The sequence below is a fragment of the Bacillus sp. FJAT-29790 genome, assembly GCF_019039215.1.
Classification (GTDB): Bacteria; Bacillota; Bacilli; order Bacillales; family Cytobacillaceae; genus Cytobacillus.
On sequence record NZ_JAHNZZ010000002.1, the window covers coordinates 331,173 to 350,964 of the forward strand.

The 19,792-nt window shown below is 38.4% G+C and carries 15 protein-coding genes; 10 read left to right on the forward strand and 5 right to left on the reverse strand.

Going from position 1 to position 19,792, the window contains the following annotated elements:
• The first annotated feature begins 364 nt into the window (after positions 1 to 364).
• A complete protein-coding gene (locus BGM26_RS16565; protein WP_217041129.1) occupies positions 365 to 1,078 on the forward strand; it encodes a DUF2306 domain-containing protein in 714 nt (237 codons plus the stop codon).
• Between the two features lie 141 nt (positions 1,079 to 1,219).
• On the opposite strand, the gene BGM26_RS16570 is transcribed toward BGM26_RS16565, so the two are convergent.
• The 3 genes from BGM26_RS16570 to BGM26_RS16580 all read right to left on the reverse strand — a co-directional run bounded on the left by BGM26_RS16570 (position 1,220) and on the right by BGM26_RS16580 (position 4,199).
• Entirely contained in the window at positions 1,220 to 1,585 is a 366-nt protein-coding gene (locus tag BGM26_RS16570; RefSeq protein ID WP_217041130.1) for a DoxX family protein, read from the reverse strand.
• A 109-nt stretch (positions 1,586 to 1,694) separates the two neighbouring features.
• Positions 1,695 to 2,942: a CynX/NimT family MFS transporter gene (locus BGM26_RS16575; RefSeq protein WP_254119622.1), complete on the reverse strand. Its 1,248-nt coding sequence runs from the start codon at positions 2,940 to 2,942 to the stop codon at positions 1,695 to 1,697.
• 372 nt (positions 2,943 to 3,314) lie between these two features.
• Complete coding sequence (locus BGM26_RS16580; protein ID WP_217041131.1) at positions 3,315 to 4,199, reverse strand: LysR family transcriptional regulator; 885 nt, start codon at positions 4,197 to 4,199, stop codon at positions 3,315 to 3,317.
• A 319-nt stretch (positions 4,200 to 4,518) separates the two neighbouring features.
• Between BGM26_RS16580 and BGM26_RS16585 the strand changes: the two genes are divergently transcribed.
• Positions 4,519 to 5,724 carry an MFS transporter gene (locus BGM26_RS16585; protein ID WP_217041132.1) on the forward strand — a complete coding sequence of 402 codons (1,206 nt, stop codon included), beginning with the start codon at positions 4,519 to 4,521 and terminating at the stop codon, positions 5,722 to 5,724.
• Between the two features lie 388 nt (positions 5,725 to 6,112).
• Here BGM26_RS16585 and BGM26_RS16590 read toward each other — a convergent pair whose 3' ends face one another.
• Positions 6,113 to 8,227, reverse strand: a complete 2,115-nt coding sequence (locus tag BGM26_RS16590) for a helix-turn-helix domain-containing protein (protein ID WP_217041133.1) — start codon at positions 8,225 to 8,227, stop codon at positions 6,113 to 6,115.
• 165 nt (positions 8,228 to 8,392) lie between these two features.
• On the opposite strand from BGM26_RS16590, the gene BGM26_RS16595 reads away from it, so the two are divergent.
• The 3 genes from BGM26_RS16595 to BGM26_RS16605 all read left to right on the forward strand — a co-directional run bounded on the left by BGM26_RS16595 (position 8,393) and on the right by BGM26_RS16605 (position 12,524).
• Positions 8,393 to 9,571: a M20 family metallopeptidase gene (locus tag BGM26_RS16595; protein ID WP_217041135.1), complete on the forward strand. Its 1,179-nt coding sequence runs from the start codon at positions 8,393 to 8,395 to the stop codon at positions 9,569 to 9,571.
• 313 nt (positions 9,572 to 9,884) lie between these two features.
• Complete coding sequence (locus BGM26_RS16600) at positions 9,885 to 11,072, forward strand: hypothetical protein (RefSeq protein ID WP_217041137.1); 1,188 nt, start codon at positions 9,885 to 9,887, stop codon at positions 11,070 to 11,072.
• A 219-nt stretch (positions 11,073 to 11,291) separates the two neighbouring features.
• Positions 11,292 to 12,524 carry a Zn-dependent hydrolase gene (locus BGM26_RS16605; RefSeq protein ID WP_217041138.1) on the forward strand — a complete coding sequence of 411 codons (1,233 nt, stop codon included), beginning with the start codon at positions 11,292 to 11,294 and terminating at the stop codon, positions 12,522 to 12,524.
• A gap of 74 nt (positions 12,525 to 12,598) precedes the next feature.
• Here BGM26_RS16605 and BGM26_RS16610 read toward each other — a convergent pair whose 3' ends face one another.
• Positions 12,599 to 12,973 carry a DUF1360 domain-containing protein gene (locus tag BGM26_RS16610; protein WP_217041221.1) on the reverse strand — a complete coding sequence of 125 codons (375 nt, stop codon included), beginning with the start codon at positions 12,971 to 12,973 and terminating at the stop codon, positions 12,599 to 12,601.
• A gap of 617 nt (positions 12,974 to 13,590) precedes the next feature.
• Here BGM26_RS16610 and BGM26_RS16615 point away from each other — a divergent pair.
• The 5 genes from BGM26_RS16615 (at position 13,591) to BGM26_RS16635 (ending at position 19,574) form a co-directional block, all read left to right on the forward strand.
• Entirely contained in the window at positions 13,591 to 15,984 is a 2,394-nt protein-coding gene (locus BGM26_RS16615) for a M14 family metallopeptidase (protein ID WP_254119661.1), read from the forward strand.
• 289 nt (positions 15,985 to 16,273) lie between these two features.
• Positions 16,274 to 16,411: a hypothetical protein gene (locus BGM26_RS16620; protein ID WP_217041142.1), complete on the forward strand. Its 138-nt coding sequence runs from the start codon at positions 16,274 to 16,276 to the stop codon at positions 16,409 to 16,411.
• Positions 16,412 to 16,749: 338 nt separating this feature from the next.
• A complete protein-coding gene (locus tag BGM26_RS16625) occupies positions 16,750 to 17,505 on the forward strand; it encodes an NRDE family protein (protein ID WP_217041144.1) in 756 nt (251 codons plus the stop codon).
• Between the two features lie 127 nt (positions 17,506 to 17,632).
• A complete protein-coding gene (locus BGM26_RS16630) occupies positions 17,633 to 18,322 on the forward strand; it encodes a pseudouridine synthase (RefSeq protein WP_217041146.1) in 690 nt (229 codons plus the stop codon).
• 265 nt (positions 18,323 to 18,587) lie between these two features.
• A complete protein-coding gene (locus tag BGM26_RS16635; protein ID WP_217041147.1) occupies positions 18,588 to 19,574 on the forward strand; it encodes a diaminopimelate dehydrogenase in 987 nt (328 codons plus the stop codon).
• The last annotated feature ends 218 nt before the right edge of the window (positions 19,575 to 19,792 follow it).

The window sequence follows — 19,792 nt, forward strand, 5'->3', positions numbered from 1 at the left end:
TAGATAAATTATCCCGAAGTGAAGGCAAGAGCTTATTCTTTAGAGCAATCTTCCCTATTCGCTAAAAATTGCTTTAAAGTGATGGAATGGAAAATCCAATGATCACGAAAATTTTTAAAAAACGAAAGGGGATGATTAAATGTAACAGATGAGTCGAACAAAGAAAAATATTTACTTCAGTTGTTCTTGTATTTATTTTAATACTGATATGCCTTAGTTTCGGAAGTAAAAGGATTTATACGGAAATAGAAATTAATGCATCAGAAGCTCATGTTTGGGGTAAATTTACTGGCCCTTTACTCAAATATTTGTTTCTATCTTATTGAAATAGGTTTCATAAGCTAAATTAAAAAGGAGATATGAGATGGAAATTTTTTCGGTTTTTAGAATGCTCCATATCATTGGAGGATTTACGGCATTATTAGTATTTTGGGTTCCAATGATCACGAAAAAGGGCGGCAAGATCCATAACTTTATTGGCTGGGTTTATGTATGGGCAATGGCAATTGTCTCCATCTCTGCTTTTTATATGGGCATTTATCGTGTGCTATTTGATGAAAATGCGAATACTGAACGAATTTCATTTTCCTGGTTTTTAATTTTTATTGCTATTTTAAGCGGGGCATCGGCATGGTATGGAATTCGTGTTCTTTGTTTTAAAAAGAGAACGAAAGCGCATCGAAATATAATAGATATTTTTGTTAGTATCTTATTACTAACTTCAGGAATGGCCATTGGAATTTATGGCGTGATGATAAAATCACCGTTAATTACCTATTTTCCGCTTCTCGGTCTTTTCCTTGGATCAATTCAATTAAACTACTGGCTAAGAAAACCAGTGAAAAGAATGCACTGGCTTTTCGAACATTTCGGAGGGATGATTTCCTGTTGTATTTCAACAGTTACAGCATTTGCCACTTTTGGGGCACCTAGGCTATTAAATATTCAATCTTCCAATTTGCTGCTCTGGTTATTACCAACGTTTATTCTTGTTCCAGTGTTGATCGGGTTCAGTATGTTTTATGGAAAAAAATATTCCGGAAAAAAGCAGGCTGGAATTAGAAGCGAAAAAATGTGAAAATACAAAAGCCAAAAAGTGTGACATAGTGATTGGCTATATTCACGAGGTCTATTTTTTTACACTTTTTTGCATTTGATTTAAAAAACGAATAAGGATCCAGCCTCTGTTTATCGGATGTGTCGATTATTCGACGTTCATTCATCTAGGGGATCGGGTATAAAGAATAAATAGTAATACCAACATGATAATGTCCAATCTACTAATGAAAGCAAATTGCATAAAACCTGTGTTTAAGGTTGGAATCTTTGTTAATAGAATGGCTGCAATCATGATGGCTATTAAAGGGATCGCTGCATTTTTAACACTTTTATTAACCAGTATAAAAATCCCGCAAATCATCTCAAGATAGGCGATAACATACATCGTAATATGAGGGTAAGGCAATCCTAAATTGATAAAATAATTTCCTAAATCAGTACTTATTAATTTCATGAATCCAGAAGTAATAAAAACATAGGCTACTACATATCGTATAAGGTTTATCGTTGTTTGCGGAGTATTCATGTTAATTCCCCCCTTTTAATAAAACTGTATGTATAAAGGGGACAAACAAGCACAGAAAATCGAAATTAGGATGTTTTAAAGTTTTTTTGCATATACAAAGAATCCCCTCCTACGCAATCGTAGAAGAGGATTTTTTTATGCCTTGCCGATTTTTTTGCAATACGTACTGATTACGACCTGCCCCAACACCTGCTATTGTAAATAAAACCGAAACGATAACAAGCATGATTAACGGGATTGTCCAAGACTGAAACAGATCAAATAGAAATCCGATGACAAAGGGGCCAAGAGCAGCCAATAAGTAACCAACTGATTGCGCCATCCCTGAAAGGTCAGATGCTTGCTTGGCGTTTTCAGCTCGCAATCCGATGAGAGTCAGGGAATGACTGATGGCGGCCCCGAGTGCAATGCCAATTAATATGATACTGACCGTCAATACTAGTGTGTTTCCGCCTGAGAGAATTCCAGCTAAACCTGTTAATATGAAAGCACCGATACCAATGGCAATTCCTTTTTGATTAGGAAGCCGATCAGCTAGAATAGGGATGATAAAATTTGCAGGGAGGCCTGAGAACTGCAGGAGAGTGACCATCCAGCCTGCTGCTCCGATATTCATTCCATGGCTATGAAGGATTTCAGGGAGCCAGGTAGTAAAGCTGAAATAAACCATTGATTGTAAGCCCATGAAAAGCGTGACTTGCCAGGCGATTGTTGAATTCCAAAGAGATGCTCTCGTCGCGTTTAAATTAGGCCCACTCCCTGATGGTCTTTTTCCTTTTAGTTGTGGAACCCAAAAAGCGATCGCTACGATTATGAGAATCGTCCATATGCCAAGTGACATTCTCCAGCCTAAATGTAAATTTTCGGCAAGCGGAATACTAAGTCCTGGTGCCATCCCCGCCCATACTCCCATTGAAAAAGTGTAAATCCCCGTTAGGAAACCTACTTTTTTAGGAAACTTCTCCTTGACAATACCAGGAAGAAGGACATTGCAAATGGCAATCCCTAAGCCAATTAATGCGGTTCCAGTATATAAGGGGAAAAGCATCCCAATGGAGCGAATGACAATCCCAGACCCTAAAATGCTTAATCCGATTAACACGCTTAATTCATTCCCGAACCTTCGAGCGATTTTGGGCACAAATGGCGAAATAAGTGCAAAAGTAACGAGCGGGAGAGTTGTTAGTAATCCCGCTACCCCATTCGATATCCCGATGTCAGCGCGAATCGAGCTTATTAAGGGTCCTACAGAAGTGATTGCGGGTCTTAAAGTGAATGCGACAAAGATTATCCCTATCATTAAAAGTGTATTCCCCGAATACGTCCCATTTGTTTTTATTGCTGTATTGCTTTTCATTTATAAATTCCCCCAGCTCCGTGTATTGCGCGAAATTTGAAAGTTAAGCCTTCAGTGTATATATATTTGTTGACGCTGAGTTAAAGTAGGATATTTTTGGTAATTAACTCTATTTTTAAAATATTCGATATTCGGATAATTATAAGGGAATTTCACTATATTGTACATAGCAAAAGGGCTTTATTTCGCCCCGCTAGTTTACATATATCAACATTAATCACTAATAAAGCCTTCCAAAAAATATTAGTTTAAAAATAAAAGAGTACATGATGGATAACCTATAATTTTGTGAAAAATGGGTATATATGCTCCAATTTGAAAGGCATAGGCGATCAAGTTCTAATTGCTATTAAGTGTGGCCAAGTGTCACGGCTAGTCAATTGTCGCAAAATACTCGATCACAAACGCTTTAAATCTTTTCGCTATTGGAGATAAGAATTCATCAGATAAAGTGGATAGGGCCATTGTTCGTTTGCAAGGGTAGTCCGAAATTTCTAAAAAACGAAGCGAATCATGCTTAATTTCACTGATTTTCGGTAACACGGCAATTCCAAGCCCTTTGTCAACAAATCCCGCAACTGTTGTAGTCTCTTCGCCTTCAAATGTAATTTTTGGTTTCACATTCAACTGAAAGCACATTTCATCGAAAATATAACGAAGCCCGTATCCCTTTTTAAAACAGATAAACTCTTCATCTTTCAAACTTTGAAATGAAACAGTAGAGAGGTTCGCAAGTCGATGATTAATTGGGACAACTAAATAAAGTGATTCCGTTTTTAATGTCGTCCATTCGAGCCGTCCTTTTCGAACGAGTGGGGAAGATAGGCATAAATCAGCAAGCCCTTGTTCCACTTGATTAATGACATAATCATTCGCACCTTGATAAAGCTGGAAAGTGACATTTGGATACAGCTTGCGGTAATTAGCAATTAAATGAGGAATTAGATTTGGACCAAGCGTATGTAGAAATGCAACTGTTATTTCCCCGGTATCTGCTGAGGTTTTTTCTTGGATCTCCGCAATTCCATCCTGTATGGCTGATTGAGCTTGTTTCGCTTTTTTTAGAAAAAGTTCTCCATATTTCGTCAGCTGAACAGTCCTTCCCTCACGAAAAAATAATTGAACACCTAATTCTTGCTCTAGTTTCATGATAGAACGGCTTAAGGCCGGCTGTGAAATCGATTGTTGCTGTGCTGCTTTTGTAAAATGCTTATGTTTTGCTACGGCAATAAAATTTTCCAGTTGGTGCCATTCCATTCAAACTCCTCCTTTCATTCTGGGCGCTGTTAAAAAATATTATTGGTCTAGTCGCGGGTTCGATTTACCTTCCGAAAGGCGGGTTTTGCATTCGCAAAAAAGGCTCTCTACGACGCACAGGACGTGCTAGTGTCGACAATGCCACAGGACAAGGAAAGCTTCGGCAGCATTAACATCGCTAATATCTATTAATCTGCATTGTCCATTGTAAAGTTCAATTATAACAAAAAGGTATCATACTCATAATTATTATAAATTAGACGCATTTATAGGTACAGAGTATAGTAGAAAACAAAGGAAAAAGGAAATGAGGAGTTAGATGACTACTATTCAATCAGGGACAAAGGAATATAAGCGGGCAAAGCTCGCATTATTTATCGGGGGCTTCGTCACGTTTGCCACGGTTTACACCACCCAGCCGTTAATGCCAGTCTTTGCTGAAGAGTTTAATGTTTCGGCTCCGGCTGCTAGCTTAACTTTATCTTTAACAACTGGTTTCCTCGCGATTATTATGCTCGGCTCAGCCTCACTATCCGAACGTATCGGGATGAAAAACATAATGGTTTTTTCGATGATCATTACTTCTTGTCTGGGGCTGTTATCATCATTTAGCCCCAATTTTATTTCACTGTTAATTTTCCGGGCGTTAATCGGAATATTTGTTGCGGGCGTGCCTTCGATTGCTATGGCTTTTATCGGAGAAGAATTTCATTTAAAGGCTCGTGCGATCATTATGGGATTTTATATCTCGGGCTCAAGTATTGGCGGGATGACTGGAAGGATATTAACCGGTTTATTAACCGATTTATTCACATGGCGAACCGCTTTCATCATCATTGGCGTGGGTGCATTAATACTAAGTTTTTCCTTTTGGTATTTGCTACCTAAGCCGCAGCCCCAATTAAAGAAAAAAGAATGGGCTACGGGGTGGCGATCTTATAAGCTACATCTAACGAATAAACAATTACTTTTCCTTTTTATCCTTAGTTTCTTACTGATGGGTAGTTTCGCAACAATGTATAATTATATCGGCTTTTTACTGACAGAGCCTCCTTATAAGCTTAGCCAAACGGTGATCGGATTTATTTTTATCGTTTATTTATTTGGTTCATTTAGTTCAATCTATATGGGAGCGAAGGCTGCACAATATGGGAAATCGTTTATTTTGAAATTATCAATCATCCTTACGATCTGCGGTGCAGCCTTAACTCTTCTTCCAACTTTGATTTTCAAAATTATCGGAATTTCCCTTTTTACATTTGGCTTTTTCGGAAGCCACTCAATTGCAAGTACCCTTGTTGCAGAGCGAGCCAAAGTGAATAAAACGCAAGCTTCGTCACTTTATTTACTTTGTTATTATTTAGGATCATCTTTTGTCGGGTCATTTAGCGGCTATTTTTGGGAGCACTTTCATTGGATCGGGGTAATTGCTTTTATATGCAGCTTATTGGCCATAGGATTTGTACTTGTTTTAGTATTTGGGTCTGCTAAATTCCATCAAATTCAACGGAGACAAAGTATGTAAATCAGGTGAAGTAATACCCAGAAAAGATAACAGGACTCAAGATTACGTTTGAATCCTGTTTTTTTAAAGGCTGTTTTCGTAAAGTTTGTTGCTTTAATAATGTGATTTTTATTTAATAATCTGAGTTGATTGGAGCGGAGGACACTTGACTCCTCGAAAATGCTATCGCATTTCCTTCGTGCGCGGGCAGATTCAAGGATGTAAATACAGTATCCTGCGGGAATAGAGGGAAGCGGGAGACCCCGTTGGCGGTAACGCCGAGGAGGCTCCCGTCCCTCCCTGCGGAAAGCAAGTGTCCGCAGCGGAAATCAACGGGCAAACTTTATAGGCAATAACAACAATATATGCGAAAACAGCCTTTTTTAAAAAGCAATAAGCATAAGCATAATCATTTTTCTCGATGCGGAAAACTTTCATGTAAATGACATGCTAATAAAATTTGCAAAAAATCATCGGGATTATGGAATTCAAGCTGCAGCAGTTCTTCAATCTTTTTAATTCGATGGTACAGCGTGTTTTTATGAATATGAAGCTTTTCCGCAGTTTCGACGATGGACTTATTCAATTTAACATACGTAAATAGTGTCTTCTCTAAATCATTATTTTGAGCCTTTTCTGAACGCAATGGCGATAAAATGTCATCTGCGAAACCCTCAATTTCAGGAGAGGGCTGTGACAAAAATAAACGGTTAATCCCAATTTTTTTATAATTCATGATGCCTGTCTTTTGGCGGCTGATAAGATAAGAAAGAGATTTATTTGCTTCATCATAGCATTTAGAAATCGACTGGATTCCTTGATAGGGAGTACTTAGGCCAGCATGAAGCGGCAGCTCTTCTTGATTTCCCCACTTCAATAAAAGTGAATGAAGCCCCAATATTACTTCATCGATTTCATTCGGATTATTTGTTGAGAAAAGGATGGTCACTTTATTATGAAATCCGAAAATAAGTGTTCCCTTTTCAGGAATGCGCCGTTTAATTCTTGAGATTAATCGGTGAATAATAGCTTCTAAAGTTTGCAATTCTGTATAAGAAACGACTTCCAGTAATAAAACAGAGAAAAATGAATTTGAACTAAGTCCTAAAGATTCTCCAATTTCCTCTAATAAACGAGGATCTTTATATTGCAGTAAATCATTAAATAGCTCCTGTGTTTTTTTATAATAAACTTCTGCTTGGGTTTTACGCTTTGTCATCTCCAGAGCCAGGACGGAACTGGCTTGTTCAATTGTCATTTTATCCTGCGATGAAATTGGCTTGTTAAGTGGAAGAATAAAACATCCAAGAGAGACACGGTCCGATAGGATTGGGTAAACATAATAGTGCATTTGGTTTTGATCAATGATATCAATGTAAAAGGGCATTTTCTTTGTTGAGAGAATTCTGGAATACTCATCATTGCTTAAGTATGGATAGCTAACTGCCTTTCTCGGAAAAAGCCATGTATCAAGATTATCATAGAAGTAAATATCCCTGTTCATCATGTGATTTACTTCCCGGATAATGAACTCAACACTTTTATTTTGTAATGAGAGACGAGTAAGTGTTTCGTGTATTTCTGCTCTTCTCGAAAGAAGTTTATTTTTTTCTCTTAACTGCTTTGTTAATTCAGTGATCTCCTCTAACCGCTCATTCGCTTTTTTATAAAGCTTAGCGTTGTGGATCGTAATAGCTGCCTGTGCCGCAAAGCCCTCTAATAAACGCAAATCATCTATACTTAATTTGCCTGCCGCATCATATTGATGAACGGTCATTACCCCAATTGTATTGTTTTCCATTAGAAGAGGCACAGAAATCAGTGATTTTAATCGAGTATTATCAAATGAACCTTGAATTTTCTCGAAATTTTCCTCTGAAATATCTCCCATACCTTCATAGATTTCTGCCCTTGAATAATAGATGACCGGTTTGCCATCTCTAAACACTTTTCCAGTAATGGATTCGCCGCTTTTTATTTTAATAGCTTGAAGTTTTTCATTAAAACCAACAGCTGCCCTTGAAGTTAACTCTTTTGTTTTTTCATCATAAAGCTGTAAGAATCCGACATCGGCCGCCGGAATGACGCTAAGCGCCTGGGTAATGATTTTATTCAATACGTCATCTAGTTCAAGGGAAGAAGTGATTGAGCGAATACTCTCGATCATACTGGAGAGCTCAGCCTCTTTTGCTTTCATTTTGTTTTCCATGCCAATAAAAGAAAAAATGACATACATAGACTCTAGCTCATCTTCGGATAGAGCTATGTTTGGATTGGAAAGATAGAGAAGAACTTGATTATTCTCTGAATAAAAAAAGGTAATAAGCATTTTTTCTTCATCCGATTGAATGGTGAATTTTTCACCGTTTGGAGCAAGGTTGATCGGGAAATCATCTATCTCCATTTCTCTATGCGAATAAATTAAATAGGATTGCAGATTTATGTTTTGAGAATAGTAAATTCGAAAAGGATTATGATCAAATTTATTGCACAGAAATGAGTAAAGTTGTTGGTTGTTTATCAAGGAAACACCTCCATATAGACTATTATACAACAAGAAAGAGTTTTTATTGTGCATGTGTACATTGATTTAGTGTTTTCAGATATTTTATTATATTCCGTATAGAGAAAACTTTATTGAATAGACAGAATGTTAATATAATTAAATTTCCAAAGGGAGACGATTGTAATGGAAAAGCTATATGAATTATTAGATCAAGCTTACGATGAAATGGTTGAAGTTCGCCGTTATTTGCATCAGCACCCTGAACTATCATTTCAAGAGGTGGAAACACCCAAATATATTGCCGAATATCACGAGAAATTAGGCCATGAGGTTCGAACTGGTGTAGGCGGACGTGGAGTTGTAGCTACTTTACGAGGCGGGAAACCCGGGAAGACCGTTGCATTACGAGCGGATTTTGATGCCCTGCCAATTCAAGAAGAGACAGACATGCCGTATAAGTCAAAAGTGGACGGCGTCATGCATGCCTGTGGACATGATAGTCATACCGCAACACTTCTAGTACTTGCAAAAGTGTTAAACAATATGAGGGATGAAATGGAAGGAAATGTTGTATTCATTCATCAGCACGCTGAAGAAGTGCTGCCGGGTGGAGCAATTGCCATGATTGAGGACGGCTGTTTAGAAGGAGTAGATGTCATCTTCGGCCAGCATATTTGGTCCACTGCTTCTGTAGGAACAATTGAGTACTGTCCAGGTCCAATAATGGCAGCCGCTGACTTTTTTAATGTGAAAATTCATGGCCGTGGCGGACATGGCGCACAGCCGCACCGAACAAAAGACAGTGTTGTTATAGGAGCTCAGCTTATTGGGTATCTTCAGCAAATTGTTTCGCGCAGGGTCGATCCGCTTGATTCAGCTGTACTCTCTATAGGTTCATTCGAAGCGAAAAATGCACCGAACGTCATTGCTGACACAGCCTCACTCGCGGGTACTGTGAGAACGTTCAAAGAAAGTACCCGTGAATATGTAGAAAAAGAAATTGAACGCGTTATTAAAGGCACATGTCTTGCTGGTGATGTCGAGTATACCTATTCATATCAGAAGGGATACCCTGCCACTACCAATCCGAAAGAAGAAATTGAATTTGTTATGGAACTGGCGAAATCCGTACCTGGGGTAACAGCGGTCAATGAATGTGAACCACAAATGGGCGGAGAAGATTTTGCATACTATCTGCAGCATGTCAAAGGTGCATTTTTCTTTACTGGCGCACAAAATCCTGAATGGGATACTACTTATCCTCATCATCACCCGAAATTTAATATTGATGAAAAAGGGATGTTGATTGCGGCAAAGACACTAGGAGTGGCTACATTAACTTTTCTGGAGCAAAACAAATGATAAGGAATAGGTAATGCTATTTAAATAGATAAAAAGAGAATCTAATCTTTTTAATGTATTACTATTAAACATTCCCCGTGTAACGAAGTGCCTAATCGCGTGTAGGGAAAGACTTTTTAAATTTATAAATATTTTTTTAAAAATAGTAATTTTATTACTATAGTTAAGAGATTTAGAGAAAATCTATTTAGTAAGTAACTTACAATTATTGTTACATTCGAAAATAGTCTAATTAAACAAAATTATCTTTATATTTATTTAATTCCATGTTATTATATCGAAATAATAAAAAGAAAGAAAGGAAGGGATTCTCATGTCTCAAATGCTAGCTCTAGTTATTCTTTTACTTATCTTATTTATTGGAGACTTCGTGGCTGTTCGAACAAAAGCCTGGGTACCTTCCGTTTTCGTCTGTGCAGTACTATTTCTCCTAGGATATTGGACATTCTTCCCGCAGGACATCGTAGCGGTTGCAGGAGTACCGCCGGTTGTTGCGGTTATGATGATCTACTTATTAATTACAAATATGGGTACTTTGCTGTCAGTTAAAGAATTGATAAATCAATGGAAGACCATTTTAATTGCTTTATCAGGAATTTTGGGGATTATTGTTTTACTATTTGGAATCGGAACGTTTATTTTCGGCTTTGAAACAATCGTTGTTGCTATTCCGCCATTAGTAGGTGGGTTAGTTTCTGCATTAATCATGTCAGAAGGAGCAAAAGAAGCGGGTTTCTTATCTTTATCTGTGTTTGCAATCGTCATCTACGTTGTGCAAGGATTTGCAGGCTATCCATTAACATCAATCGTTTTGAAAAAAGAAGGGAAAAGACTTCTTAAGAAATACCGAAATGGAGAGCTGTCATTAAAAGAATCGGATAATTCAATAGAAGGAAAAGATCAAACTGAACTTAAACTATTCAAAAAAATGCCTGAGAAATATAATACAGAATATTTTAAATTTTTTAGACTTGCATTTGTTGGCTTTCTTGCCTATCTGGTGTCCACTGTATTGGCACCAATCGTGGAGATCAGTCCGTTTGTCCTATGTTTATTGTTCGGGGTCATCGCAAGAAGTGTCGGTTTCCTAGAAAAGCATCCTTTACAAAGAGCGAATGGTTTTGGAATGGCCATCATGGCTCTCATGCTCTATATTTTTGATGGATTAAAACATGCGACTCCAAGCATGATGCTTGAGATCCTCTACCCGCTTATTGGCTGTATTGTTTTAGGAGTTATCGGCATGTACCTATTCTCCTTCTTCATGGGTAAAGTTTTGAAAGTTAGCAAAGAAATGGCATTCGCCGTATCGTTGACAGCTTTATATGGATTTCCCGCTGATTACATCATCACAGTTGAAGTCATCAAGTCTTTAACAAATGATGAAAAAGAACAGGAAGTATTGACGAGCCACATGCTTCCGCCAATGCTTGTCGGCGGTTTTATAACCGTAACAATCGTATCGGTCATTTTAGCAGGAATATTCGTAGGATTTTTGTAAAATAATACTGTGCAATTTGGAACTCTTGTGTGATGGACCTTCAGCTAATTCGTGTCAAGCTGCTGGATGCTCATCACACAGGATTTTTTTACAATCGGCTGTTTTCACATAATTCTACTTATCCACGAGAAATAGGCATTAAAGTTGAAGAAATCAACAAATCTTTAGAAAAGAGCCTAACAATAAAATGCAAAGCATTGTAAAAAACGGAGGGATTCTATGAAAAAGTCTCAGCAACGAATAGAAAGCCATATAAGCGCCTTGAGTAAATTTACATCAACACCAGATAAAGGAGTTACCCGGTTAACTTATAGCCAAGAAGATTTACACGCGCGTAATTATTTAAAAGAAAAAATGATGGAATACGGTCTAAACGTCCAGGAAGATGGATTTGGTAATATCTACGGCAAGCTTGAAGGCACTTTGAAAGATGTGCCAAGTGTTCTGATTGGTTCTCATTTTGATTCCGTTCCTAACGGGGGAGCTTATGATGGCACGGCTGGAGTCGTTGCAGCTCTAGAAGTGGCCGCTCTATTCTCAGAAAATAAATTAACCCCGAAGTACCCTCTTGAAATCATTGCAATGATCGAAGAAGAAGGTTCGAGATTTAGCGGCGGACTAATGGGGTCAAGAGGAATTGTCGGATCACTTACTGAGGAAGATTTTAAAAATCTAAAAGATAAAGACGGCATCTCTACAGTAGAAGCGATGTCAAGGATTGGACTAGACCCTTCACTAGTTAAGCAGAGAGATCAAAAGACAATGAAGGCATTTTTGGAATTGCATATTGAGCAAGGACCGATCCTTGAAGAAAAAAACATCCCGATTGGTGTTGTCGAAGCCATCGTTGGTTTGGCGCAATTGGAAATAACAGTGGAAGGTCAAGCTGGACATGCAGGCACAACCCCGATGGATCGCCGAGCGGACGCCTTAGTTACCGCTGCAAAAATCATTGCTCAATTGCCGGACTTAGCAATAGACGATGGCGAGGGATCAGTGATTACCACCGGACGTCTCAATGTATTTCCAAATGGAGCAAATGTTATCCCGGAAAAAACCGTATTTACCGTGGACATCAGATCCGGAAATGAAGAAAATGTTTGTAACATAATTCGGAAAACGAAGGAATTGATTCAATCTCATAGCAGCAACAGAATTCATATATCAATTGAACAGCTTTTGTATATTCAGCCAAAAGCATTAAATGAAGACATTCGTTCTCTATTGAAGGAAAAAAGCAGTGCATTGGATATCCGCTACTGTTCCATCAATAGTGGTGCAGGTCACGATGCCATGGTTTTTTCCGATTTTACAGATGTAGGCATGATTTTCGTTCCAAGTAAAGGTGGACTTAGCCACTGCCAGGAAGAATGGTCGGATTCACATCATTTAGCGCAGGGTGTGCAAATACTTTACGAAGCAGCCAAGAGCTTAACACAGGTAGAATCGTAGAAAATTTGGTGCCAGTTCTCAAGAGATTACGGATAGAGGGACTGGCATATTTAATTTAGTATGATTAGTAATGCTTATTCCTTGTTATGTTTTATTTGTTCATTATACAATTCTGTTCTTTTAATATTTACCCCAACAAACGTTTCCAATATGGCTTGTCCACCAGCAATAGCAAGAATAAAAATGATATATTTAGTAATAAAGGGAAGAAATATGTACATCGTACCGAGAATGATAGCGGACCAAATTCCCGTGCACCAGTAGCAAGTTAACAGGTAACCAAACATTGACTTAGGCACTTTTTTGATTTCATGATCCTTGGTTTCCTTTTTCTTCAAAAAATGATTCCTCAAAGGCTCAGCTATTTTATCAAAAACAATTAGATGTGTTAACCGATAACTTGCTAATATAATCATAATAAATGCCATCCACGATAAATCCACAAGGATAATCCTCCTTATTACTTTTTTTCATTATCACCGGAAAGCAATTATATTATGTTCGGATTAGAAATCTTCACAAATTTTTATTCTAAGGAAAAATGGGTCTTACATCTTTGTTTAAAGTTGATGCTGTTTATTGGTGTTTTATGTATCGTAATCTTTTTAGTCTATTGACTGCATTTTTTTATTTAGAGGACCTAAATACTTTTTTACAAAAAACTAGGAAAGTCTACAATTCTAATACCCTTTTTCCTATAAGAATAAGGGGTTTTGTCAATAAATGTAGATTTATGTGGGGAGGTCATCAGAAACAGGGGATATCTACCTGAAATGAAATCTGCTAAAAATGCATTTTGTCCTATGAAATTTTGAATTCAATTTAAATCCTGGTGAAAAATAGCTATACTTGCATTTCTCTCCCAATTTTTCAACAAATTTATTCGACAATAAGTTATCGATTCAAAGTTTTATCCCCATTTTACGGCACTATATTTGTAGAAATAACCCGAACGATAGTTTAAGGCTCGTCTAAAATATTACAAAAAATGCACATTTCCCTTTCTATAATGAGTTTGTTCAACAATTTATGTTGGATAAAATTAGTGGGGGTGCATTAATTGGAAATGCGAAGAAAAAGGAAATGGACAAGACATGTACTCGTTTTGTCGACTGTAGCCGGATTAGGTTTTTCAATCTTATATTCAGGATTGAACTCACCAACATTTGCTTCACCACAGGATGACCTTCCAATCCCGAAGGAAGAATCAGTATCAGTTGTTCAATTGAAAGTACCCAATCAAGCGGCAATGAAGTGGCTTGAGGAGCTTGACATTGATCTAGCACATCGAATTCATGAACATGATGGAGAGCTCGAGGTTGATGCAGTTGTTACCCCGTCTGAAATGGCAGCTCTAAAACAACATGGGATTACAGTAAAGGATACATTAATTACGGAAAAGCAATGGAATGCAAGGGTAGCTGAAAGACAAGCTGCTGTTCAACAAGAAGCAAGCTTAACTGCGGCCGAGGACACGATTCAGGTCCTAAGAGCAGATCATTTTACAAATCAATCGGATACTTTCCTTTATGTTGAGGCTAAATCGAGTGCTGGTACTGTTGCTTCAACTGCCTTAACAGCAAGTTGGAATGAAGGGGGAGTAGAAAAATCAGCTTCATTAAGCCGAAAGGTTGATTATGGGGAATACCTTTATCACTATCTTCTATTGCCTGTAAGCTCTATCCCTTCAACTGTGAATATTAAAAGTAATGTAGGTGGAGCCACATCTGTAGCCGTATCCGAGTGGCTAGGTGCTAATCCAGACAAGTCGAAGAAACATTATGTCACAGATTTTGTTGACCATTATATGGATCCAACTGAAGTAACTGAAAGAATTGAGAAGCTGGTTGCTGAATTCCCTGACCTTGCAGAAATTGTTGAACTCCCTAACCAAACAAATGGCTACCGCCGCCACGCACAGGCAACAATCGGCGCTACTACAAACACATCTGTGGTTGTTACTTCAAATGCATGGGGTCATGAAGGCGGAAATGACATTGAGGTAATGCTAATTAATCCCGGAACTGATAGTGCCCCCCTTTCCATAACAACTGAAGGAAATAAAATTTCTGTTCAACTAGCAACAAATGAGTCTGGAAATATTGTTAGTACAGCAAAGCAAGTTGTAGATGCATTAAATACTGAAGCAAGAGATCTTGTATCCGCGACTACATACCGTGGTAACGGAGGGGCAGGAACAGTATCCGCAGCATCAGCAAAGTTAGCTGATAACCTAAATGCTCCTGATAGCATATCTCGCGATCCTTGGACAGTAAAAGCGATCCGGATTGGGAAACAACGTGACGGCTCTAAACCGGGTGTTCTCGGATATTCTCAAGAACATGCTCGTGAATGGGTGACACCACTCGTTGCCGTGGAAGCAGCAGAACGACTTCTTAGAAACTATGCCCATGACGCTGAAACGAAAAAACTAGTTAATAACCTTGATATTTTCCTTGTTCCGTCTGTTAATCCAGATGGCGGGCATTACAGTTTTTACGATTATAATATGCAAAGGAAAAGCATGACAAATCATTGTGGTCCAACTTCTTCGGATCCTGGTAATCGTAACAGCTGGGGAGTAGATTTAAACCGTAACCATTCTGTTGGTTCTGTATTTGATGGTTTTATTGGCGGATCTACTAGCTGTACGAGCAGCACATATGCTGGACCTGAAGAGCTTTCTGAGCCTGAAAGCAAAAATCTAGTTTGGTTAGCTGATCAAAATCCAAATATTAAGTTCGCGATGAACATCCATAGCTACGGTGGATACTTTATGTGGTCCCCTGGTGCCTATGATTCAAATCGTGTAACATTACCACGTCCGTCAGCTGGTGAAGAAGCATATTACTGGGTTGCATCAGATCATATTTTAAATAAAATTCAAGATCACCGTGGGACAGTTATTCTGCCTAGCCGTACAGGTCCGATTCCAGATGTTCTTTATTCTGCAGGAGGTAACTCAGCCGATTATCTATGGTATGAAAAAGGGATTTATGCATGGAACTTTGAGGTGGGTGCTGATTTATGGGATAAGGAAAGAAGCAGATGGGTGGCAGCCGGTTTCCAACCATCATTTGAAGAAGGCCATGAAGAGGCGTTGGAATTTGCAAACGGTCTAATAGGGTTAATGGAGGTTGCATACATGAATGATAAAGACCATCAGCCACCATCAACAAAAGTAGTCCCCGGTGCAGGTAAATATGATGGCCCGGTAGAAGTTAAGTTTGATCTAAGCGAGCCTGCCACTATCTATTATACTCTTGACGGAAGCCGCCCAACTTATGAATCTGCAAGAATTGCGCTTAGCGGCACTCGCGAATCTGCTGAAAGTATTACAATTACTAAGTCGACAACGATTAACTGGTTTGCAGTAGATGCAAGCGGAAATGCTGAGAAGAATTACAAACCAGAAGGAAATGGAAAGAATTACAACTCAGCAACATTCACAATTAAGTAATAGAATTTGAGAGAGTTGAGCTACTTTTTTCAACTCTCTTTTCTATGTGAATAATTAATTGTCGGTCGACCTACGAAGAACTTGCCCTTTATGACGTAAGGAATAACCGGCACAGTGAAAGGAGGTTGAACGACATTTACATACTGGGTTGGGAGCATACGCTCATGAATGTTTTCATTGTGAAAAATTAACTATAAATTCCCTAGGGAGGCTCTCTTTTATTTGAGCAAAAATAAAATCCTCTAATTTGTACAAAATAATACTGAAACTAATTGAGGAGGTTTAAATTATGACAAACAAAAATGATAATCGAGAACGAAAAAATAAATACCCAAATAACAAAAAGAAACAGGACTCGGAATTTTCTAAAGAAATCAATGTCCGAAGTGAAATGACGAAACAAGATTTGCAGAAAAAACAGGATTAAAAAAAGATGCCTAATCTTCGCTTTGTTTAATAAAGCGAAGATTAGGCTTTTTATTTCAAACTAAATATGCTTTCAAGCTCTGCTGATAATCCGGAAAAAATATAGGAATGCACCATTTCATTATTTTTATAGATTATATTACTGGTAATGTTTTGATTTTCAATAACGGAATGTCCAATCCTGTAAAGTCAATATTTTTCTCCGTTTTTTGGTTGTTTCTCTCTTTAAATAATCTTTTGTAAAGTTCTAAAAATGGCGTATTCCTTTATTTTACACCTAAAGAGTTAAAAGGTGTATTATAGCTATAGGCATAACTACTCGGAAAGCAGTGAAGAAAAATGTGTTTAATCCTTTTTGCTTATAAAAAGCATCCAAAATACAAGCTCATTGTTGCTGCCAATCGTGATGAATTTTATGAAAGACCAACGGCTTCTGCTTATTTTTGGGAAGATCATCCGCATATTCTCGCAGGTAGGGACTTGGAGAAAATGGGCACTTGGATGGGAGTCACTTCAGGTGGACGGTTTGCTGCATTAACGAATTACCGTGACCCAAAGGAGATAACAGCCGAAAAACGTTCCCGTGGAGAATTGGTCGCAGGTTATTTAAAAGGCAGCCTTCAACCTAGAGAATATTTGCAGGAGGCGGCGAAAAGCCGCATAATCTATCCCGGGTATAATTTATTAGCAGGAAATACTGATGAGCTTTACTACTATTCCAATATTGAAGATAAGATTCAAAAGGTGGAACCGGGGATTTATGGTGTGAGCAATCATTTATTAAATACAGACTGGCCAAAGGTAAAGAGAGGTAAGGAAGGCTTATCAACTGTAATGAATGGAGAAAGTGAAGTCAACGTAGAGCAGCTTTTCGCTCTTCTCCAAAACGCGGATCCTGCCCCGGATGAAGCTCTTCCTAGCACTGGCGTTTCCTTAGAATGGGAACGAATTCTCTCTCCAATGTTTATCAAAAGCGAAGGGTATGGGACAAGAAGCTCAGCTGTGTTATTGATGACGGATGAGGAGATTTATTATAAGGAACGCGTCTTTTCAAAGGAAGGTAATGTCGATCAGGAATACAAGCTCAGTTTTTAGTAGTGACAATCACCCTGAAAAATTAAGAAACATCTGTTTTGGTACACCACTTTTTGGTTAAATAGCAACAAAGTTTATGAAAACAGCCATTATTTTTTATTTAATTAGGAAGGAAAGCGGGCCAAGCATGAGAATCAATAAATACATAAGTGAAACGGGTTATTGTTCAAGACGAGAGACGGATCGATTAATCACGGCAAATCGAATTACGATAAATGGGGTTGTTTGTAAACCGGGAGATACGGTTGGACCAAATGATGTCGTCCTTATTGATGGAAAAGCGATACCGGAAAAAGCAGAATCAGTGTATATTGCCCTTAATAAACCAATTGGAATTACCTGTACTGCGGCAAAAGAGGTAAATGGAAATATTATTAATTTCGTTAATTATCCTTCTCGGATTTTTCCAATTGGGAGATTGGATAAAGATTCAGAAGGATTAATTTTATTAACGAATGATGGGGATATCGTCAATAAAATCATGCGTTCCGAGAATGGGCACGGGAAAGAATATGTGGTAACTGTGGACAGGCCAATTACAGACAAATTCATTCAAGCAATGTCTAGTGGGGTCGAAATTCTTGGAGTAACAACAAAACCTTGTAAAGTGTACCGTATAAATGAGTACGAGTTTCGAATAATCCTTACACAAGGCCTCAACCGGCAAATTCGCCGAATGTGCAAGGCTCTTGGAAATAAAGTGGTGCGGCTTGAACGGATTAGAATTATGAACATTCACTTAGAAGGCATAGGTAAAGGGCAGTGGAGAGATCTCACTAATGAAGAATTACAAATGCTTCTCGCCCAGTTAAAATAAAAAATTGGAAGGATCCCCCAAAATACAGATATGGGAAATTGAAGTATAGACCAGAGATGGAAACCCGTTCTTCTTTGACGTAAATTCGAAGAAATTGGGACCACTTGAGAGTAGAATATAAATGCTTATTTTTATAGCATCATAAGTTGAGAGTTAGACTGATATGAACCGCTGTAATTATTGTATCTAGCGGCTAAAAAAGGTAAGATGAAAAAATAGGAAGGACGAGAATGTCCTTGATTGCAACAACAGGAGGGGAAAAATGATGAGTAAGCAAATAAAGGTGGGAATCGTTGGTTATGGCAACCTTGGCAGAGGAGTAGTGGCAGCAATTGAGCAATGTCCGGATATGGAATTGGTCGCCATTTTTACAAGAAGAACACCTGATAGTATTTCTGTAAATAATCCGAAAGTGAATGTTTTACATATTTCTAAAGCAGAAGATTATAAAAGTAAGATTGATGTCATGATCTTATGTGGGGGATCAGCGACGGATTTACCTGAACAGGGCCCTCAATTTGCTCAAATGTTTAATACAGTTGACAGCTTTGATACACATGCGAAAATTCCCGAATATTTCGATTCTGTTGATAAAGCAGCAAAAGAAAGTGGGAAGACATGCATTATTTCAGTTGGCTGGGACCCGGGGCTATTCTCCATCAATCGCTTAATGGCGGAAGCGATTTTGCCTGTTGGTGAGAATTATACCTTCTGGGGCAAAGGGCTCAGCCAAGGACACTCAGATGCTGTTCGAAGAATTGATGGGGTACAAGGAGCGGTTCAATACACAATACCGATTGATGAAGCGATGCAAAAGGTGAGAAGTGGAGAGAACCCTCAGCTTTCTACTGCGGAAAAACATAAGCGTGTTTGTTATGTGGTTGCGGAGGAAGGGTACGATCAAGCAAAAATTGAACAAAAGATTAAAACGATGCCGAACTATTTTGCTGACTATGAAACAGAAGTCAACTTTATTACCGCAGAAGAATTGCAAGCAAATCATTCAAAATCGCCACATGGCGGATTTGTTATTCGTGGCGGAAAAACAGGATTAGATAATAAACAGATTATCGAATTTTCGCTCAAACTCGACAGCAATCCCGAATTCACTTCTAGTGTACTGGTAGCCTACGCGCGAGCAGCTTTCCGATTAAACCAAGAGGGACAAGCGGGTGCGAAATCTGTTTTCGAAGTTGCGCCTGTATACTTATCTCCAAGGCCTGCAGGAGATCTGAGAAGAGATTTGCTGTAGAGATGAAATTCATTTTGTGTGATATTAGCAGTTGTTGCAGCATTAGATCTGTAACAACTGTTTTTTTATAGACCGTTTTCGTAAAGTTTGTTGCTTCAATAATGTGATTTTAATTTATTAATCTGATTTGATTGGAGCGGAGGGCACTTGACTCCAGCGGGAAATAGAGGGAACGGGAGACCCCACAGGCGGTAACGCCGAGGAGGCTCCCGTCACTC